Genomic DNA, 16,583 nt, shown 5'->3' with positions numbered 1-16,583 from the left:
CGGGCCTCAGCACGTAGCCTCGCGGCTCCAACAAACAAAAAATCCAAGCGGAGAAACGCCATGGCGCGCCTGAAGTTCGGAGCTTTCCTTGCCCCGCATCACCCCATCGGGGAGCATCCGATGCTTCAGTTCCGGCGCGATCTCGACCTGGTCGAGCAGCTCGATGCGCTTGGTTACGACGAGTTCTGGTGCGGCGAGCATCATTCCTCCGGCTGGGAGACGATCGCGTCGCCCGAGATGTTCTTGGCCGCCGCCGGCGAGCGCACCAAGCGCATCAAGCTCGGCACCGGCGTGGTGTCGCTGCCCTATCACCATCCCTACAACGTTGCCCAGCGCATGGTGCAGCTCGATCACATGACCGGCGGCCGCGCCATCTTCGGCTCCGGACCCGGCGCGCTTGCCTCCGACGCGCACACGCTCGGCATCGACCCGATGACGCAGCGCGACCGCCAGGACGAGGCGATCGGCATCATCCGCCGCCTCTTCAACGGCGAGCGCGTCACCGCCAGGAGCGACTGGTTCACCATGAACGACGCCGCGCTCCAGATCCTGCCGTTGCAGGAGGAAATGCCGTTCGTCGTGGCCTCGCAAATCTCGCCATCCGGCATGACGCTCGCCGGCAAATACGGCATCGGCATCATCTCGCTGGGCTCGATGACGACGCAGGGCCTGATGTCGCTGCAGCAGCAATGGCAATTCGCCGAGGACGCGGCCAAGAAGCACGGCACCAGGGTCGATCGCGCGAACTGGCGCGTGCTGCTGACCTGGCATGTCGCCGAAACCCGCGAGCAGGCCCGCCGCGAGGCCGGCGCCGGCCTGATGCGCTGGCACAATGAATATAACGTCGGCACGCTGCAACGGCCGGGCCTCACCGCGTTCGCATCGCCCGATGAGGCCGTCGACAAGACCGCTTTCGTCGACGGTGCGGCCTCCGTCATCGGCACGCCGGACGATCTCGTCAAGATGATCAAGAAAGTCATGCAGGTGTCGGGCGGCGTCGGCGCTGTCATCGGCTTCGTGCACGACTGGGCCAATCCGGAGAACACGCGCCGGAGCTGGGACATGGTCGCACGCTATGTCGTGCCGGAGATCAACGGCTACATCGACGCACTTCGCAAGTCGCAAAAATTCGTGATCGAGAACCGCGCGATCTTCGAACGCGCGGGACAGGCCGTGATGGCCAAGATCATGGAGAACGAGAAGGCGGCCGAGGCGCTGAAGGTGACCGGTCCCGGCCGCGTTGCGATTCCGGCGGTCAACGCGCCTGATCTGCAGAAGGAAGCGGCGAAGCGGTAAGCCCTATCACCGCCACGCTTGTAACGAGGATCATAAGCAGGGGGTATCGGCCTGTGCTATGCTGACCTGGTCAGCCCGGCTGAGGCCGCAATGATGCCGAGGCGCGAGATTTCTGTTCGGACGTCCAACCGGAGCAATCGTCATGTCGATGCAGAATGTGGCCTCGCCTGCGCTCAGCTTCACGCCGCCCAAGCGCAACGAGCTGACGCACATCCCCGGCGACGAGGGCTGGCCGATCATCGGCAAGACTTTTCAAGTGCTGGCCGACCCAAAGGGGCACATTGAAAAGAGCGGCGCCAAATACGGCCCGGTCTACCGCACCCATCTGTTCGGCGAGACCAATGTCGTGCTGCTCGGGCCCGAAGCCAACGAGCTCGTGCTGTTCGACCAGCAGAAGCTGTTTTCCTCGACCCATGGCTGGAACAAGGTGCTCGGTCTGCTGTTTCCGCGCGGGTTGATGCTGCTCGATTTCGACGAGCACCGGCTGCACCGCAAGGCGCTCTCGGTCGCGTTCAAGTCCGGGCCGATGAAGTCCTATCTCAGCGACCTCGACCGCGGCATCGCCGCGAGGGTGGTCCAATGGAAAACGGCTCCCGGCAAGATGCAGCTTTATCCGGCGATGAAGCAGCTCACGCTCGACCTCGCCGCGAAGTCGTTCCTCGGTGCCGATATCGGGCCTGAGGTCGACGAGATCAACCGCGCCTTTATCGACATGGTCGCTGCCGCCGTCACCCCGATCCGCCGTCCGCTGCCGGGCACGCAGATGGCGCGCGGCGTGAATGGGCGCAAGCGCATCGTCGCCTATTTCCGCGAGCAGATCCCGCTCCGCCGCGCCAGGGAAGGCGGTGAGGACCTGTTTTCGCAGCTCTGCCATGCCACCCATGAGGACGGCGCGCTGCTCTCCGAGCAAGACATCATCGACCACATGAGTTTCCTGATGATGGCGGCGCACGACACGCTGACCTCGTCGCTGACGTCCTTTGTCGGCGAGCTCGCCGCCAATCCGGACTGGCAGAACAAGCTGCGCGCGGAGGTTCTTGCACTCGGGCTGGCCGCGGATGCACCGACCAGTTTTGACGATCTCGACAAGATGCCGCTGTCGGAGATGGCGTTCAAGGAGGCGCTGCGGATCAAGCCGCCGGTGCCGTCGATGCCGCGCCGCGCGATGCGTGACTTCAGCTTCAAGGGCTTCACGATTCCCGCCGGCACCGCGATCGGCGTCAATCCGCTCTATACGCATCACATGAAGGATATCTGGCCGGAGCCGGATCGCTTCGATCCCTCGCGCTTCACCGAGGACGCCCAGCGCAACCGCCACCGCTTCGCCTGGGTGCCGTTCGGCGGCGGCGCGCATATGTGCCTCGGCCTGCACTTCGCCTACATGCAGGCAAAGTGCTTCGCGCGGCACTTCCTGCAGAATATCGAGGTGTCGCTCGAGCCGGGTTACAAGCCGGACTGGCAGATGTGGCCGATCCCGAAGCCGCGAGATGGTTTGTGGGTGACGGTGAAGGCGGTGTAACCCCAGTCGTCATTGCGAGCGAAGCGAAGCAATCAAGACTGCCTCTGCGGAAACAGCCTGGATTGCTTCGTCGCAAGGGCTCCTCGCAATGACGAAAACTACCCGGCCCCCTGATCGAACGCCTTGCGCAGCGCGACATAGCCCTGTTGCTGCTGGCTCCAGTTGCGGCCGCCCGTCATGGCGCCGTCGATGACGAGATCGTGGCCGTTGATGAAGCTCGATTCGTCGCTCGCCAGGAACAATGCGGCCTGCGCGATGTCGTCGGGAAGACCTGCACGCGGAATCGGCTGCGCGCTCTTGTAGACTTCGCGCATGACGGCCGGGGTCTTTTCGGCGGCTTCGGTCGACAGTCCCAGCGCCTTGCCGAAAATGCCGGTGGCGATCGCGCCGGGCGAGATCGAGTTGACGCGGACGTTGGACTCGCCAAGCTCCATCGCCACGCATTTGGTCAAATGAATCACCGCGGCCTTGGCCGCGCCGTAGACCATCGAGGAGGAGAACCCGGCGAGGCGGCCGGCGATGCTGCCATTGTTGATGATGCTGCCTGACCCCTGCTTCTTCATGATGGGCGCGGCGTGCTTCATGCCGAGCATGACGCTGCGCACCAGCGTTGCCATCGCGACGTCGAAGCGTTCGACCTCGAGGCCTTCGATGCCGCCGGTCTGGGCCGGGCCGCCGGCATTGTTGAACAGGCAATCGATCCTGCCGAATTTCTCCACCGCGAGCGCGATCAGCGCCTGCATCTGCCCTTCGACGGTCACATCCGTCTGGCGGAAGACACAGGAGGCGCCGAGCTGCTTCGCCAGCGCCTCGCCTTCTGGTATACGCCGCCCCGCGATCACAATTTTGGCACCTTCGGCAACGAAGACTTCTGCGGTGCGCAATCCGATCCCGCTCGTCGCACCCGTGATCACCGCAACCTTGCCGTCCAGCCTGCCCATGGAATGTTCCTGTTTTCGAACGATTTGATGCCAAAAGGCCGACGCCGATCAATGACGGAGCCGCGGCAGTCACTATCCCTGCCGGCTCGCGACAAGGCAAGCTTTGCTTGTGCGGGCGGCATGCGTAACATCTTCACCTGCCACTCGAGTTTCGAACGCACATGGCAACCGGGCTGCGCATGGGGAAGCTGATCGAGGAATTCCGCAAGAGCTGGCAAGGCCTGGCTACGCCGTCGCTCGGCCTGAGCATGGTCTTTGCGTTAGCCTGCGTGCTGCTCGCGACGCTGGCGCGCTGGGGCCTCGCGCATGTGCGCCCCGACGTCTACTTCACGCCGTATTTTCCGGCCGTGTTCTTCGCCGCCGCGTTCGGGGGCTTGCGGATCGGCGTCATCACGGCGCTGGTCGGCGGCGTGCTCGGCGTGGCCCTGAATTTCGGTGACGCCTTTGCCGATCGCGCGCGGTTCGCGCTGCTGGCGCTCTATTGGGGCGTTTGTGCGCTGACGATCTGGGGCGTCGAGCACTATCGCACGATGCTGGCGGAGCAGCGCCGGATCTCCAGGCGCCTGATCGAGGAAGAGGACTATCGCAAGCTGCTGGTCGACGAACTCCAGCACCGGCTGAAGAACAAGCTGTCGACCGTGCACGCCGTGCTGCACCAGGTGCTGCACGATCAGCCGCAGGTCTGGGCCCGAATCGACCCGCGGCTGCGCTCGCTGGCGGCCACCGACGATTTGATCTCGCGGATCGACAAGGCCGGCTGCGATATCCGCGATCTCCTGATCTCGGAGCTCGGCCCTTACGGCCACGTCCGCTTTACTCTCAACGGCGACCGGCTGTTCCTGCCGCCGAAGCTCGCGGTGACGCTGTCACTGATGTTCCACGAGCTCGCGACCAACGCCGGCAAGTACGGCGCGTTCTCAGCGCCGCGGGGGCTGTTGCAGGTCTCATGGACCGTCAGCGACGACCGTCTGGCCATCACCTGGGACGAAACCGAAGGGCCGAGCATCGATCAGGTGTCTGCGCCGGGCTTCGGCACCAAGCTGCTGAAGTCGGCGCTATCCGCCTTCGACGGCAAGGCCGAGATCTCCTACCTGAAGACCGGGCTGCATTGCATCATGCAATGCCGCATCCCCAGGAGCGAATAAAGGTGATGACAATCGGTCGCTCGGTTCACCTCTCCCCAGCGGGGAGCGGTCGGATTGCTCCTGGCGATGCGAAGCATCGTCCAGAGCAATCCGGGTGAGGGGCCGCAGCGTTCGGTGAGACTGTAACCCCTCACCCGGATCGCATCTTTCGATGCGATCCGACCTCTCCCTACGGGAGAGGTGTCGACTACGGCTCGCATCGATTCAACCAAAAGAGAACCGCGCGCCTCGCTTACGCTTTCCCAGGCGCCGTTGACCCTCTGTTAATGACGATCGGTGGCGCGCCTCGCATTGCGGCACAACACCCCCGTATTTCTTCGGACCCCTTAACCAAAGCTAAGAGGGAACCGCGCAACATCGCGTCCATTGCAAAAAGCGCGCTGAAACAACAAGATTCATGAATTCTATGAACGACAGCAAATATTCCGGCGCGAGCGAGGCTGAACTCGCATTCCTCAAGGACATCGTTAAATTGCTGCCGACCGGCCTGACCGTGCAGGACGCGCAGGGCGAGCTTCTTCTGATCAACGACACCGCGGCGAGCCAGCTCGGCATGGACGGCCGCTGTCCGTCGCCCGATCTCGCGCAGCGACGCGATGCCTGTCAGCGGGCGCTCAAGGCGGGCCAGGCTGTCGTCACCGAGGAGGCGCTCCACGACGGCCCCACGCGCCAGGTGCTGCTCACCACCCACCGTCCGGTCCGCCTCGCCGGCCGCGATCTGCTGATCTCGACCTCCGCAGACATCACCGAGCAGAAGAATTTCGAGGACCAGCTGTTCCGCTCCGCCTATTTCGACGAGCTGACCGGGCTGCCATCGCGGCGCGTGATCGAACATCGCGCCAGCGGCCTGCTGGCACGCGACGGCGAGCGGTTCGCACTGGCCTTCCTCGACGTCGACAATTTCAAGCACATCAACGACTATTACGGCCATACGGTCGGCGATGCGCTGCTGGTCGAGCTCTCCAAGCGCTTGGCGCGGGATCTGCGCGAATCCGACATGCTGTCGCGCATCTCCGGCGACGAATTCCTGCTGCTGATCTCGCCGATCCAGAGCCAGGAGCAAGTTGCCGAATTCATGCAATCGACGCTGGAACGCCTGACCGCGCCGTTCTTCATCGACAATTCGGAGGTCTTCGCCTCCACCTCCGTCGGCGTCAGCCTTTATCCCGACCATGGCCGCAGCTTCGAGACGCTGCGCCAGAACGCCGACATCGCGATGTACCGCATCAAGAACAACGGCAAGGGTTCGGCGGCCTTCTTCGATTCCGGCATGGAGCGCGAGGCGCTGGCGCGGATGAAGATCGAACAGTCGCTGCGGCTCGCCATTCTCGAAAAACGCTTCTGTTGCGCGTTCCAGTCCAAGGTCGACATCAGGACCCAGGCCGTGAAGGGCGTCGAGGCGCTGGTGCGCCTGCGCGACGACGAAGGCGTCATCCAGGCTCCCGGCTCTTTCATCAATCTTGCGGTCGAGCTCGGGCTAATCGACGAGCTCACCCACCTCGTGCTCGCCGAGATCGTCAAGTCGATCGACCCAATCAACGACACCTTTGGTGTCGAAGCGACCATCAGCATCAACGTCGCCGCCAAGCAGGCCGGCAACCCGGAATTCATGCGTACGTTTGCACAGGCGCTCGAAGACACCGGCTTTCCCCAGCGTTTCATGATCGAGGTGACCGAGGACGCCTTCGTCGCCAAGAACCACTTCCAGGCGGAAATCCTGCCGATGTTCCGCAAGCTCGGGGTCGGCATCTCCATTGACGATTTCGGCACCGGCTATTCCTCGCTCTCGGCGCTCGCCGACATCACCGCCGACGAAATCAAGATCGACCGCTCCTTCATCTGCGATATCCATAAGCGCCCGCGCAACCAGGGCATCTTGCGCGCGATCGAGTCGCTGAGCGAGGCGCTCGGCATGACCGTGATCGCCGAGGGCATCGAATCCTACGAGGAGCTCGCCTACCTCCAGGCCGCAACCAAGATCCGTTATGCGCAGGGCTATTATTTCGCCCGGCCGATTTTCCTGGAAGAGCTGAAGCTCGCCGCGCCCGTTTCCAGCGAGGCGCGGGTCAGCGTCGCCAGCCGCCCGATACAGCAGAACCGGCAGGGCTATTCGCGCGCACACGGCTACCGGCGGTAACCGCCCTCCTCGCTCGGGTCACCTCGGGCGCGTGCTGAAGGCGATCCGCGAGAACCGTCTATTTCTTCCCGACCGGCGTGGTCGGGCGGCTGCGCAACGGCGGCGGCGACAAGCGCGCCTCGCATTAGGCGGCTATTCATGATGCGGCGCAGCGTTCGTCACGAACGCTGTGCAGGCGCGACGTATTTCAGGCGTCGCTGCACAGGGGCCCCACAGCGTGCGGGATTAATGCTTAGGTAACTGGCTTTCCTAAGCTTTGCGCCATTTGTGCGGTGTATTCCTGTCGCTCCAGGGAGGGGGGAATGCGCCAGGTCTTTGCAGGGATTACAGCCAGAATGTCCCTAGCCGCCAAGAACGGCTGGGACGCAGCCGCGCGGCGTGGCCCCGTGCTGTGGCTGACCTTGAGCGGCGCCTTGCTGGTCGCCGGTATCTTTGCCGCGACCGTCGTGACCGTCGGTGAGTTTCGCGAGCACGCGCTCGTCAATAGCGAGCGCGAGCTGGAAAACACAGTCCTGCTGCTGACCCGGCATTTCGACCAGCAATTCGAAGATTCCGAGGCCGTCGCCGCCGATGTGATCGCGCAAATGAACCTGCCGGAGATCACCTCGCCCGAGATGTTCCACGAGCGCATGTCGAGCGCAGAAGCGCGTCGCATGCTCACGAACAAGATCAGCGCCGTGAATTATCTCGGGGACATCGCGATCTACGACGCCAACGGCGACATCATCAACTGGTCGCGAAACGAACCGCTGCCGAAGATCAATATCTCGTCCCGCGCTTATTTTCAAACCTTCAGGTCCGACCCCCAGTCCGGGCCGGTGCTGCTGGAGACCGTGCGCAGCTTTCTGATCGGCAAATGGACCACCGTGGTCGCACACCGGCTGACGAACCCGGCGGGCGAACTGCTCGGCATCATGGTGCGCCGGATCGATCCCGAAAGTTACCAGAAGTTCTTCTCGTCCGTCGCGCTCGGAAAGGGCGCGGCGATCTCGCTGCTCGATCGCGACGGCACCATGCTGGCGCGTCACCCGCGGGCGGACGCGTTGATCGGCAGGAGCTACGCCAACGGACCGTTGCTGCAAGCGATCGTTGCCAAAGGTGGCCGGCAGACAGTGCGGATCGAGAACAGCCCGATCGATGGCGTAGGGCGGCTCGGCGCAGGGGCCCAGCTGGCGCATTTTCCAATTCTGATCATGGCGACCAACACCATTGATATGGCGCTGGCGGACTGGCGCGAGCAGACCAGGCTCATGGTGACCGCCGCCACGGTCTCGGCCACGATCATCGCGCTCATTCTCTGGCTGATCATCCGCCAGATCAGCCGGCAGAACCGGGATACGCAAGCGCGGATCGAATCGGAGCGGCAGCGGCTCGATACGGCCCTGAACAACATGTCGCAGGGGCTGATCCTGTACGACGCCGCCGGATACATCGTCACCTGCAACCGCCGCTATGCCGACATGTTCGGCCTGTCCAGCGACGTCATCAAGCCCGGCTGCCACATTCTTGAGGCGATGCATCACCGCAAGGAGCGCGGGGCATTCGCTGGCGACGTCAAGGCGTTTTGCGCCGACGTCATGAGGGTCGTGGCCGAAGGCACGGTCTCCACAAGGCTGCACGAGCTGCCGAACGGCCGCGCCTTCCAGGTCATCAACACCCCGCTCGCGCAGGGCGGATGGGTTGCCACCATCGAAGAGATCACCGAACGGCGTAACCTGGAGCAGGAGCGCGACCGCAACTACACGTTCCTGCGGGAGATCATCGACCACATCCCCTCGCAGATCACCGTGAAGGACGCCCGCACGCGGCAATATCTCCTGGTCAATCGGATTGCCGAGGACGCCTTGGGGAATTCGAACGAAACGATGGTAGGAAAGACGGCCGACGATATCCTGTCCAAACCGGATGCCGAGATCGTCGCTCGCGATGATGACGCCCTGTTGCAATCGCCCGATCGACTGACGCTCAAGGAGCAAACCTGGAAGACCAGGACCGAAGGTCAGCGCTATACCATCTCGAAGCGCATCGGCATCCGCGATCAGGCCGGCGAGCCGCGCTACATCATCAATGTCATCGAGGATGTCACGGAACGGCGAAAGGCCGACGAGAAGATCGCGCATATGGCGCACTATGATGCGCTGACCGACTTGCCGAACCGTACGCTATTCCGCGAACAGATCGAACGGGAGCTGGCAAAAGTCGCCGGCGGCGAGGAGTTCGCGCTGCTCTATATCGACGTCGACGAGTTCAAGGGCATCAACGATTCGCTCGGCCACCATGTCGGCGACGAGCTCTTGAAGGCGATCGCGGGCCGCATCCGCGCCTGCCTCAAGCCGGGCGACCTAATCGCGCGACTCGGCGGCGATGAATTCGCGGTCATCCAGACCAAAGTCGAATCCTCTACCGAGGTGCTGTCATTCGTGACCCGGATCCACGAGGCGATCCGCCGGCCCTATCACTGTCTCGGTCACCAGCTCTCGACCGACGTCAGCATCGGGATCGCGCTGGCGCCACAGGACGGCACCGATCTCGATCAGCTCATCAAGAACGCCGACCTTGCGATGTATGGCGCCAAGGCGGGCGGACGCCGCACCTATCGCTTCTTCGTGCCCGCGATGGACGCGAGCGCGAAGGCGCGCCTGACCATGGAGCAGGATCTGCGTCAGGCCATGGTGGATGGAGGCTTCGAGATCCACTACCAGCCGCTGGTCGATCTGCGCACCAACACCGTCTCCGGCTGCGAGGCGCTGCTGCGCTGGCGCCATCCCGAACGCGGCATGATCTCGCCGGCCGAATTCATTCCGGTCGCCGAGGACACCGGCCTGATCAACGAGCTCGGCGACTGGGTGCTGCGCACCGCCTGCAACGAGGCCGCGACCTGGCCGGCGCAGGTGCGGCTCGCGGTCAACGTCTCGCCGGTCCAGCTCAAATGCGACACGCTGGCGCTGAAGATCGCAGGCGCGCTCGCCAGTTCGGGCCTGGACCCGCGGCGGCTGGAGCTCGAGATCACCGAGGCCGTATTGATCCGCGACGACGAGGCGGCGCTCTCGATCCTGCACCAGCTCCGCGCCATCGGCGTGCGCATCGCGCTCGACGATTTCGGTACCGGCTATTCCTCGCTGAGCTATCTCAAGCGCTTCCCGTTCGACAAGATCAAGATCGACCGCTGCTTCGTCGCCGACATCGCGGACGCCGGCGGCGCGCCCGTCATCGTGCAAGCAGTGGTGAACATCGCCGCGGCCAGCAACATGACCACGGTTGCCGAAGGCGTCGAGACCGAAGCGCAACGCGAGATGCTGCGCGCGCTCGGCTGCACGGAGATGCAGGGCTACCTGTTCAGCGCCGCAAAACCGGCCGCCGAGGTGCGGAAGCTGTTCGGCCCGGGCGATGGCATCCCCGTAGCGGCGGTGGCCTGACATGCCGAAGCTGGACAAGACCATCGACGTCGCGGACTCCTACGCGGTGCGGCTGATGCAGCACCTGGTGGTGCCGACCTTCGTGATCGACCCGAAACGCCGCGTCGTGATCTGGAACAGAGCCTGCGAGCGGCTGACCGGCGTTGCCGCCTCCGAGGTGCTCGGCACCACGAAGCATTGGCAGGCCTTCTACGAGACCAAGCGCCCCTGCCTCGCCGACCTCGTCGCGCTCGATCGCCCCGAGCAGCTGCCGGAGTTCTATTCGGAATATGCCGCACGCGGCCACAACGGGCTCGGCTTCAGCGCGGAGAACTGGTGCGTGATGCCGAAGCTCGGCAGCCAGCTCTACCTCGCGATCGACGCCGGCCCGATCCATGACGAGGCCGGCAATCTGATCGCGGTGGTCGAGACGCTGCGCGACCTCACCGACCAGAAGCGCGCCGAGATGGCGCTGAAGGAGCTCGCCACCAAGGACGGACTGACCGGGCTGTCGAACCGCCGCGCGTTCGACCAGATGCTGATGACCGAATGGGCCCGCGCCCAGCGGACGCAAAAGCCCATGGCTCTGCTGTTCGTCGATGTCGATCATTTCAAGCTGTTCAACGACCAGCACGGTCACCAGCCCGGCGACGAGTGCCTGCGGGCGGTTGCCGCCGTCGTCAGCAGGCATGCCGCGCGTCCCCTCGACCTTGCCAGCCGCTATGGCGGCGAGGAATTTGCGCTGATCCTGCCCGAGATGAGTTGCGACGAGGCCTGCGCCATCGCCGAGGAGATCCGCTGCGCCGTCATGGCCTTGAGGATCACCCATGGCGCCATCGGGGCCGGCGACCACGTCACCCTCAGTGTCGGCGTCGCCTGCCACATCCCCGGCGAAGCCGACGGCGGCCCCGACCACCTGCTCGGTTCAGCCGATCAGGCGCTCTATGCGGCCAAACGGCTCGGCCGCAACCGCGTCATCTGCGCCGAGCGGATGCTGGCCGAATTCACCGGTCTTGGCCGGGACAGCGAGCAGGTTCCGGGTCCGGCCGCGCGCAAATCGGCCTAAAGCGCGACAATATCGCGCTTTGGCTTATTGTTCGCGCATCCGGCCAGACCGGTTGCCCGCCCCGCGCCGATCGGCTAAATGAACCCTCGTTGCACCCGTAGCTCAGCTGGATAGAGCGTTGCCCTCCGAAGGCAAAGGTCACACGTTCGAATCGTGTCGGGTGCGCCAGTTCGGTACAAAACTGGGCACTCCAAACCTGCCGTTTTTGCGCTCGCAAGCTGCGACAAGCGCACGCAGGAGCACGCTTTTCGTCCCCATGATGCGAACTTCTTTCGCGTCCACCTCGACGCGTTGTGCCAGCGCGCGGAGATGGTCGCGGCGGTAGCCGCCCGACTCGGTCCGCATACGCTTGCGCGCGTCCTGACGAATGATTTCAGCGCCTGCGGTGTGATGCTTGGCCCGATCGAGCGCGCCTTTGGCCCGCTCTGCGTGGGCGCGGGCCTGGTCGCGGATGGCCTTCAGCTCGGTCACACGCTCCTTGAACATCGGATCGGACACATCAGCGATTCCGTTTTCGATCGCGTCCTAGAGCCGCTTGAGTTTGGCGTCCGCTTCGGTTGCTCGCTTGCGCAGTTCGGCGATGTGAGTTGCGCGGTCCTTGGATCGCTCCTCACGGCGGTCGAGCACACGCGACAGACTCCGCCGCAAGCGGCGCAAAGCAGATGCCGGTAAGGAGCGTCGGTCCACTGACGACCCGCGGCGCTTGTTGCCGGGCCGCGCGTCTTGAGCATCGTCTGCACGGCCTCGAACTCCGCCGCCTCGATGATGGTCGGTACGGCTATCTCGATCACCTCGGCCTCGGGCGCGTGCCAGCCGGAGGATCAGCCGCGCGGTCTCGGCGGCGGCGCGCCATTCCAGAAAGCTCGGCGCGCGTTCTCCTTCGTCGCTAAAGCGAGATTTCGGGTGGCCTCACAAATCCCCCGTACGCGCTTTCGAGCAGTTGGGCGAAGGCAAGCGGGGTGCGGTCCTCGAACAAAGGGCCGATGATCTGCGCGCCAATGGGAAGCCCTGCCTTCGAACGGCCTACCGGCATCACCGTCGCGGGCAGGCCCGGAGGGGTTGCGACCGTCGCCCAGACAATCAGCGATGGATAGGGGTGAGTCTCGCCGTCGATATCGATCGTTCGATCCTCCATATCCGGCGTTTGGTCGTGCGGGAACGCGGTCACGGAAAACGGCGGACAGAGAACCACGTCGAATTCCCGGAACAGACCGGCCCATTGCTGGCGCAGGCGGGCCCGCGCGATTTCCGCGGCCATCCACTGGTGGTGACTAAGCAGTGGCCCGCGTGTTCGCCAAGCCTTCAGGCTGTCGTCATCCGGCTTCAGCGCCGCGACGCTCTCTCGGACCTTCGCGAAGAATTCGGGAGGCTGGCCGAACGCGGCAAAATTGCGCACCATTCGGGTATGCAGGCGAGCAGACTCTGCGAGATCCGGGACGAGCGGACTGGACCGCGCGACCTTCGCGCCGGTCGCGGCCAGCCGTCCGGCGAGTTGATCGAGTGCGGCCCGTATCTCACTTGCAACCGGCAACAGAGGATGACTATCCAGCACAAGAACGCGGAAGTCCCGTAGCGCTTCGTGCCGCGGCGCGGGAAGCGCGAGATGGTAAGCGCGCGCCTCGTATTCGTCTGGACTGGCGATCACGTCGAGCATGGTCGAAAGATCGGCGGCGGTGCGGGCCATCGGTCCGCAAACGCCAAGGCCGCTGGTCAGGTCGGTTGCCAGTGCAGGTGAACGGGGCGGCGCGTGACCGCGCTGCGGCACGAGGTTGGACGTCGGCTTGTGGCCGAAGACGCCACACAAATGCGCCGGCACCCGCAGCGAACCGCTGAAATCTGAGCCGAGCTCCAACGGCACATATCCGGCAGCCAGCGCGGCCGCCGCGCCGCCGGATGAGCCGCCAGGCGTGCGCGTGAGATCCCAGGGATTGTTGGTCGTGCCGTAAATCGGATTGAAGCTTTGCCAGTCCGCGATTGCGATGGCAAGATTGGTCTTGCCCAGGATCACTGCTCCTGCTGCCTTGAGGCGGGCGACTGCAACCGCGTCTTCAGTGGCCCGCCAGCCGCGGCCCATCGGCAAGCCCCAAGTGGTCGGCAAGCCTCCGACATTGAAGGCTTCCTTGACCGTCATCGGTATTCCGAGCAATGGCCGGCGTTCGCCGCGGGCGAGCGCGGCATCGGCTTCGCGCGCAGCCGCCTTCGCGCGGTCGAAGTCTCGCACGACCACCGCATTGATGCGGGAATCGAGGGCCTCGATCCGGCCAATCGCGTGCTCGAACAGCTCGGTTGCGGATATCCTGCGTGCGTCAAGCAGGGCCCGCAACTCGCTTACATTGGCATAGTCCAGACCTGGCTCGGAAGCGGACGAGCGCATGGCCTTTTGGCTGAAAGCCGGGGTGAGCGGGGTCACGGTCATGGTCGCGACTGTGCTGGCGGCTGCCCCCAGAAGGAAACGTCGGTTCATTGTCATGGTGGCACCTCCGAGCTGATGCGGCACGCCATTCCCGCGACCCTCGATTTGGACTAGCATCGGGGTTAGTTGATCTCGGCCGCGCCGCCGTTCTGCGTCGATGGCTGAGCCTAGGCGCGTTGACGCGACGACACCCGAAAGAGTGCCGAATGAACGCCGAAATTGGCACGAAAACCGAGCCGAGCGTCGCTGGTAGCGACGAGCCGGCCCCGATTCCCCGCGGCGCTCTTCACTTTGCCGATTTCGACATCGACCTGGAGCGCGGCGAATTGCGTGTCAGAGGCACCGTGGTTACCTTGCGGCCAAAGAGCTTTGCGCTGCTGGTATATCTCGGCCGGCGTCCCGGCCGGCTGTTGACCAAGGATGAGCTCATTGAAGCGGTTTGGCCCGATGTGGCGGTAACCGACGATTCCCTGGTTCAGTGCATTAGCGAACTGCGAGCCGCGCTTGGAGACGGCGATCAACGCCGGATCAAGACCGTGCCTCGCCGTGGCTATTTGCTGAATGAGCCGCCTGTCGACACGCCGCATGCCGATGGAACGGTCGAACGTGGTGCGGGCCCCGGCGACTCGCACGGGTCTTCGATCCGGGTGCCGTCCCCCCGCAAATCATTGTCGTGGCTGCCGGCATTCGCGATCTTATGTACTGCCTCGCTTGCCGGCGCGCTCTGGTTCGGGTTTCCGCATCGCGGACAAAACGGCGCCCTCGTCAGCAAGAACACGATCACGGTTTTGCCGCTTGTCGGTGTTGGCGGTGAGAACGCCGCGGACCTCGCCGATGCCGTGACCGAAGATCTCACGATCGAAGTGTCGCGCCTGCCCGACACCCTCGTGATCGGATATCCCGTGGGGAATTCGCTGGCCGATCCCGATAGCGATGCACTGAGCGTTGGCCGCCGGTTGAACGTCACCTACGTCTTGGGTGGCAGCCTGCAGCGCCAAGGCGAAGCCGTCTCGATCGCCCTGAAACTGCAGGCGAGTGCCACCGGCGCGTTGTTGTGGTCGGGCCGGTTCGACTATGCTGAACAAGGCGGCTGGAATTGGCGCCGAGACATCACGGCGCGCATCGCCAACGAGCTGAAGGTCCGCATTGACGAGGCCGAGACACCCTTCGACAGGCCGTATGCCGGGCGTACGCTTGCCGGTATCGATCCAACGCTTCGGGGCTGGCGGCTGCTGAAGCGGATCCATACGCGAGAAGAACCGCAGCGGGCGCGCGCCCTGTTCGAGCAGGCGTTACAGATAGACCCCGGCTCCGCCTCTGCGCTGGCGGGACTTGCCCTGAGTCACATCACCGAGGTGCTGACGCGCTGGAGCAATGCGCCGGACACCCAGACGGCGCTCGCCGCGCAAGCGATCGAGCGTTCGTTGGCGCTGCAACCCACCGATCCCCGCGCAAACTACGTGCGAAGCCTGGTGTTATCCGCGCAAGGTCGGATCGACGAAGCAGACCAGGCCATCCAACGCGTGCTGTCACTCTATCCGAACCAGCCGCGGGCGCTGCAGCGGCTGGGTTTTCTGAGGCTGCAACAGGGCCGCCCGGAAGAGGTAGCCGCGCCGGTCATGCTATCGCTCCGTCTTGATCCACTCGATGCCGAACAGGTGAGCCTTGGCCACTTCACGCTGGGAATGGCCGAATTCCACCTGCATCATGACGAGGCAGCTTACGCGCACATGCGCCAGGCGACGATCAGTAGTCCGCAAAATGGCTTTGCCTGGCAATGGCTGGCGGCGATCGATGCCCTGCACGGTCGCAGTGAGCAAGCCAGGAACAATCTGATCGAGTACCAGAAGCGCATTCCCGCCCACACGGTCAGCAGCCTGAAAGCATCGGAACCCTCGCGTAACGCCGCGTTCTGGCAGGAGCGCAATCGCTTCTATGAAGGTCTGAGGATGGCGGGACTGCCGGAGTAGTGGTCCCAAGCCCCTGCCTTGGCTGCGATGGCCTGTTTCTGGCACATCTCGTCGACCGCGCGGATTGATCGAGGGGGCCGCGACGGAAGTTACCGGACCGCCCTGCGAAATCGGGAAGGCGGCCGGCCGTGAGGCGAAGCGCAAGATCGCAGGCTGTCGCAGATTGGCCAACTGGAGCGCTAGGTCGGCCGCTGCATCATAGCGTCACGGCGAGGCAGTAGTGCCCATCTTCATCGGCCGTGGTGCGCCACTTTGTGGCGTGATCTTCCCAATCAGCTCCCTGACGTCCCCATGACCGCCAATCGTCAATGCTTCATCTGCTCGAACACCACGATCACGCCGGTTGGCTCGGGCTCGTGCGCCATCAGGCGGGTCAGCTCTGTGTCGCTCCAGTCGGCGAGACTGACGACCTCGCCGGTCTCGCGTTCGGCGCCGAGCGACGGGGTCGGCTCGAGCACCTTGAGCCCGCTCTCGTCGACGAAGAACGTGTGCTCGCCGAACATGCTGTTGAGCTGGGGCATGGCGGGATGCTCGTCGGGGAGCACCTGGGCGCCGAGTTGATTGACGGTCTGCTTCACCTGCGCGGATGTCAGCTTCATGGGCTTGCTCCGTTGTGTTCGTGTCGGGCTTGATCGGTCGAGCCCAAGGCGGCAGTTCCCTGCGCCTGTGAGCGTCTGGCTCAAGCTTCCGAACGGGCGCTG

The 16,583-nt window shown here is 64.2% G+C and carries 11 protein-coding genes and 1 tRNA gene; 8 read left to right on the top strand and 4 right to left on the bottom strand.

The window, feature by feature from the left end:
• Nucleotides 1–60: 60 nt before the first annotated feature.
• Nucleotides 61–1,296 (top strand): LLM class flavin-dependent oxidoreductase, encoded by a 1,236-nt coding sequence (locus AC0L2O_RS03935; RefSeq protein ID WP_473368777.1) that lies wholly within the window; start codon nt 61–63, stop codon nt 1,294–1,296.
• A gap of 142 nt (nt 1,297–1,438) precedes the next feature.
• Entirely contained in the window at nt 1,439–2,815 is a 1,377-nt protein-coding gene (locus AC0L2O_RS03930) for a cytochrome P450 (protein ID WP_473368776.1), read from the top strand.
• Between the two features lie 98 nt (nt 2,816–2,913).
• Here the strand turns inward: AC0L2O_RS03930 and AC0L2O_RS03925 are convergent, their stop codons facing one another.
• Complete coding sequence (locus AC0L2O_RS03925) at nt 2,914–3,756, bottom strand: SDR family NAD(P)-dependent oxidoreductase (protein ID WP_369720379.1); 843 nt, start codon at nt 3,754–3,756, stop codon at nt 2,914–2,916.
• 179 nt (nt 3,757–3,935) lie between these two features.
• On the opposite strand from AC0L2O_RS03925, the gene AC0L2O_RS03920 reads away from it, so the two are divergent.
• The 5 genes from AC0L2O_RS03920 to AC0L2O_RS03900 all read left to right on the top strand — a co-directional run bounded on the left by AC0L2O_RS03920 (nt 3,936) and on the right by AC0L2O_RS03900 (nt 11,667).
• Nucleotides 3,936–4,901, top strand: coding sequence for a sensor histidine kinase (locus AC0L2O_RS03920; RefSeq protein WP_409192760.1), 966 nt, complete (start codon nt 3,936–3,938; stop codon nt 4,899–4,901).
• A gap of 406 nt (nt 4,902–5,307) precedes the next feature.
• A complete protein-coding gene (locus AC0L2O_RS03915) occupies nt 5,308–7,038 on the top strand; it encodes a putative bifunctional diguanylate cyclase/phosphodiesterase (RefSeq protein WP_409191409.1) in 1,731 nt (576 codons plus the stop codon).
• A 302-nt stretch (nt 7,039–7,340) separates the two neighbouring features.
• Nucleotides 7,341–10,454 carry a bifunctional diguanylate cyclase/phosphodiesterase gene (locus AC0L2O_RS03910; protein WP_473368775.1) on the top strand — a complete coding sequence of 1,038 codons (3,114 nt, stop codon included), beginning with the start codon at nt 7,341–7,343 and terminating at the stop codon, nt 10,452–10,454.
• A 1-nt stretch (nt 10,455) separates the two neighbouring features.
• Nucleotides 10,456–11,499, top strand: coding sequence for a sensor domain-containing diguanylate cyclase (locus AC0L2O_RS03905; protein WP_473368774.1), 1,044 nt, complete (start codon nt 10,456–10,458; stop codon nt 11,497–11,499).
• A gap of 91 nt (nt 11,500–11,590) precedes the next feature.
• A tRNA-Arg gene (locus AC0L2O_RS03900) sits at nt 11,591–11,667 on the top strand.
• On the opposite strand, the gene AC0L2O_RS03895 is transcribed toward AC0L2O_RS03900, so the two are convergent.
• Together AC0L2O_RS03895 and AC0L2O_RS03890 are read right to left on the bottom strand one after the other, a co-directional pair.
• Nucleotides 11,638–11,997 carry a hypothetical protein gene (locus AC0L2O_RS03895; protein WP_473368773.1) on the bottom strand — a complete coding sequence of 120 codons (360 nt, stop codon included), beginning with the start codon at nt 11,995–11,997 and terminating at the stop codon, nt 11,638–11,640. The two genes, AC0L2O_RS03900 and AC0L2O_RS03895, sit on opposite strands and share 30 nt — an antisense overlap.
• Nucleotides 11,998–12,385: 388 nt before the next feature.
• On the bottom strand, nt 12,386–13,873 hold the full coding sequence (locus tag AC0L2O_RS03890; RefSeq protein WP_473368955.1) for an amidase: 1,488 nt from the start codon (nt 13,871–13,873) through the stop codon (nt 12,386–12,388).
• A gap of 245 nt (nt 13,874–14,118) precedes the next feature.
• On the opposite strand from AC0L2O_RS03890, the gene AC0L2O_RS03885 reads away from it, so the two are divergent.
• A complete protein-coding gene (locus AC0L2O_RS03885) occupies nt 14,119–15,882 on the top strand; it encodes a winged helix-turn-helix domain-containing tetratricopeptide repeat protein (protein ID WP_473368772.1) in 1,764 nt (587 codons plus the stop codon).
• Between the two features lie 305 nt (nt 15,883–16,187).
• Here AC0L2O_RS03885 and AC0L2O_RS03880 read toward each other — a convergent pair whose 3' ends face one another.
• Nucleotides 16,188–16,481, bottom strand: coding sequence for a hypothetical protein (locus AC0L2O_RS03880; RefSeq protein WP_369720367.1), 294 nt, complete (start codon nt 16,479–16,481; stop codon nt 16,188–16,190).
• Nucleotides 16,482–16,583 lie beyond the last annotated feature (102 nt).

The sequence above is a fragment of the Bradyrhizobium sp. Kon10 genome, assembly GCF_055807395.1.
The sequence above is the reverse complement of the archived record's forward strand: the minus strand, read 5'-3'. Positions and strand labels throughout refer to the sequence as shown.